At 63.1% G+C, this 3,704-nt stretch carries 4 protein-coding genes; 2 read left to right on the forward strand and 2 right to left on the reverse strand.

Annotation, left to right across the window (positions count from 1 at the left end; genetic code table 11):
* Nucleotides 1–202, forward strand: a 202-nt coding sequence (locus tag A985_RS29000; protein WP_232424533.1) for a hypothetical protein, incomplete at its 5' end; no start/stop codon positions are given.
* Between the two features lie 76 nt (nt 203–278).
* Nucleotides 279–1,037 (forward strand): 2-keto-4-pentenoate hydratase, encoded by a 759-nt coding sequence (locus tag A985_RS0105820; protein WP_017232462.1) that lies wholly within the window; start codon nt 279–281, stop codon nt 1,035–1,037.
* A 269-nt stretch (nt 1,038–1,306) separates the two neighbouring features.
* Here A985_RS0105820 and A985_RS0105825 read toward each other — a convergent pair whose 3' ends face one another.
* Nucleotides 1,307–2,257 carry a LysR family transcriptional regulator gene (locus A985_RS0105825; protein ID WP_017232463.1) on the reverse strand — a complete coding sequence of 317 codons (951 nt, stop codon included), beginning with the start codon at nt 2,255–2,257 and terminating at the stop codon, nt 1,307–1,309.
* A 106-nt stretch (nt 2,258–2,363) separates the two neighbouring features.
* Nucleotides 2,364–3,704 (reverse strand): NAD(P)(+) transhydrogenase (Re/Si-specific) subunit beta (locus A985_RS0105830; protein ID WP_017232464.1); only part of this gene is annotated, 1,341 nt, incomplete at its 5' end.

The following is a 3,704-nucleotide window of genomic DNA, read 5'->3' on the forward strand; positions in this document are numbered from 1 at the left end:
TCGTTCGCTTGGAGAAGAAGGTCATCGACTGCACGCACTGCACTTTCGCAAGCAATGGCAAGCGTCCCCGCTGCCAGATCGCGCGAAATATTACGAAATATTACGAAGTCCGATTCTCGCAGATCCCCAGGACTTTGACTACGTTAGGTGGTGTTTTCACCGAGTAGGCGTCATGTTCACCGCACTGCGCAACGACGACTGAATTTTGTATACGATGTGGAGCCACTTGCCGCCAGCGCATCGCTGGGGCATCACCTTTTTCCCAGGAGACTTGCAAGATGTTCGAGACCCCCGCCGTCGAATCGCTGGCCCAGTTGCTGGCCGACACCCGTCGCGGCGATACGCCGATCGCCTCCCCCGCCCCGGCGCTGCTGCCGGTGGACTTCGACGCCGCCTACGCCGTGCAATTGCGCACCCTCGATTTGCTCGGCGAGACGATCGCAGCGTGGAAAGTGGGGGCGAAAACGCCGATGGATCTGCCGAATTGCGCGCCGATTCCCGCCTCCGTCGTGAGCGACGCGTGCGGCACGCTGGCGTTGGGTGACTTCTTCCGGCCAGGACTGGAGTTGGAGATCGCGTTCCGACTGGCCCGCGATATCAAACCGGGGATTTACGACGAGCGTGAGGCGCTCATGTTTGTTGGCGAAACGCTCGTGACGATCGAGATCACCGACAGCCGTTTCGCGACGAGCGGTCTCGACAGTCGATTCACGTTGGCCGACTTGCAGAACAACGGTGCGCTCGTGATCGGGAGCGGGCGCGCCTACGATGCGTCGCTCGACTACCTGGCGCCGAAGCTTACGTTCTCGCTCGATGGGGTGAACATCGCGCCGGCGGACACGGGATTCAACACGGGGGGCGATCCGCGCACCTTGCTCACGTGGCTCGTGAATCACAACGGCAAGCGCGGCATCACGATGCACGCGGGCGCCGTGATCACCTGTGGCTCTTATGTGGGCATGCTTCCCGCGCGCGGTGCAGGCGTACTGCGCGGCACGATCGACGGGATCGGCGAGGCGTCCGTTACGCTGAAGTAAGGGTGGTCGATCGCCCGGGGTCGCCGTGAGTGTGCCCTTCGGTCAAGCCGCGACTTATCCACAGTTTTTGTTCACAACGTTGTGGACAACGAATGAGGCGCGGTTGCCAAGCGCTTGATCGGTATGGCGTTTTCGACCGAACGGATCAGGAGGCGCTCCCCGCAGGCAAACTGCCTGCGAGCGCCTACGATTTATCCACAGATTTTGTGTTCAAGTCTGTGGACAAGTCCTTGATGAGAGAACGCAAGCCGTTGATTCGACTCAGAGATTCAGTTGACAGCCGTCGTGGAAGCAGCGCTCTGGCGGTCCATCGCCAGCGCAAAGCTCTTGTTGCGCTCGCGAACGACACGGTGAATCAGGTCCCACACTGTATGCGCAACGGGCGAGAGCGAACGGTTCTTGCGCCGCACGAGCACGATGTTGCGCTCGAACGCGGGCAACAGCGGACGCACGGCCAACGTGGAGTTCTCCGGCAACGGCAACGCGAGCGGCGGCAGCACGCTCACTCCCAGCCCCTCCTGCACCATGCGGAAGATGGTGCTCACATGCCCCAGCTCCTGCGTGATCGTTCCCTGCACCTTTTGCGTGGTGAGCGCGCGATCGATGAGCGGACGACTGCCCGAACTCTGATTGAGCAGCACCAGATTTTCGCCTGAGAGCTCCGACCAGTGCACGGCCGCCTGCGTGGCCAGCGGATGATCGCTGCGGCACACCAGACAGAACGGCTCGCTCATCAGGTGCTCGGTCGTGAGGTCGTCCGCGCCCTGCGGCGCAACCACGATGCCGAAGTCCACATCGCCCGCGCGCACGCTGTCCAGAACGGCGCGCTGCATCTGGTCGACGAGGGCAAGCGCCACACCCGGATACGTTGCCTGCGACGCCAACAGCACACGCGGCATGAGCGTGGCCGAGATGGTCGGGGCGGCGCCGATGCGCACCCTTCCGGTCGTGCGGGCTTCCGCGCCATGCGTCTGCAGCAGGGCAATCTCGAGTTCGTCGAGCACACGGTCGAGACTGGCGGCGAGCGTCACACCGGCGTCGGTCAGGGCGACCTCGCGCGTGGTCCGGTCAACGAGACGCAGGCCAAGCTGTCCTTCCAGTTCATTGATGCACCGGCTGATGGCCGGTTGTGTCAGGCCGATCTCGGCCCCGGCGCGGCTGAAGTTCTTGCTGCGCGCCACGACCATGAAAACCTTCAGTTGTCTCAGCGATACGTTCATGTGCGATTGCCCTGCGGAAAATTAAGCGAACGAACCACCGCAGTGGCTCCGGCGCGCCGCGCTCGGCGGCGCGCCCCGTATTGCGCAAGTCAAACGGTCGCGGCGATCAGGCCGCTGCCTTGACCATCTCTTCGACCACTTTCTTCGCGTCGCCGAAGACCATCATGGTCTTGTCGAGGTAGAACAGGTCGTTGTCCAGCCCGGCATAACCCGCCGCCATCGAACGCTTGTTGACGATGATCGTCTTGGCCTTGTACGCCTCGAGAATCGGCATGCCGGCAATCGGCGACGTCGGATCGGTCTTCGCGGCCGGATTCACCACGTCGTTCGCGCCGAGCACCAGCACCACGTCCGTCTGACCGAATTCGCCGTTGATCTCGTCCATCTCCAGCACCTGGTCGTACGGCACTTCGGCTTCCGCGAGCAGCACGTTCATATGACCCGGCATGCGCCCTGCCACTGGGTGGATCGCGTAACGTACACTCACGCCCTTCTCGACGAGCTTGTCGGTCAACTCCTTCAGGGCGTACTGCGCGCGGGCGACAGCCAGACCGTAACCCGGCACGATCACCAGCGATTCGGCGTTGCTCATCAGGAATGCGGCGTCGTCAGGCGAACCCGACTTCACCGGCCGCTGCGGTTGATCTCCCACTGCGCCCCCCGCCCCCGCCTGGGCACCAAAGCCGCCGAGAAGCACGTTGAAAAACGAGCGATTCATGGCTTTGCACATGATGTACGACAGGATCGCGCCTGACGAACCCACGAGCGAACCCGCGATGATGAGCATCGGGTTGTTCAGCGAGAAGCCGATACCGGCGGCCGCCCAGCCCGAGTACGAGTTCAGCATCGACACGACGACGGGCATGTCCGCGCCGCCAATCGGAATGATGATGAGCACACCGAGCACGAAGGCGATGGCCGTCATGATGGCGAACGGCGTCCAGCTCTGCGAGACGAAGAACGCGCCGCCAAAGCCGAGCATCGCAATCGCCAGCGCCAGATTCACCATGTGCTGACCCGTGAAGACCACCGGCGCGCCCTGGAACAAACGGAACTTGTACTTGCCCGAGAGTTTGCCGAAGGCGATGACCGACCCCGAGAACGTGATCGCGCCAACGAACGTGCCGATGAACAGCTCGATACGATTGCCTGCCGGCAACGACGTCTGCCCCGCCGGCACAATGCCGAACGCCGCCGGTTCCGCCACCGCCGCCACCGCGATGCACACGGCCGCCAGACCGATCAGCGAGTGCATGGCCGCGACCAGCTCCGGCATCTTGGTCATCTCGACCTTGCGCGCGACGAACGCACCGATGCCGCCGCCGACCACGAGCCCCGCGAGGATCAATCCGAGTCCGGAGAAGTTGCCGTTCGAGAGTTTGCGCAACTCGAAGATCAGCGCCACGGTCGTCAGCGCCGCAATCGTCATCCCGATCATGCCGAACGC

Source organism: Pandoraea sp. B-6 (assembly GCF_000282835.1).
Lineage (GTDB): Bacteria > Pseudomonadota > Gammaproteobacteria > Burkholderiales > Burkholderiaceae > Pandoraea > Pandoraea cepalis.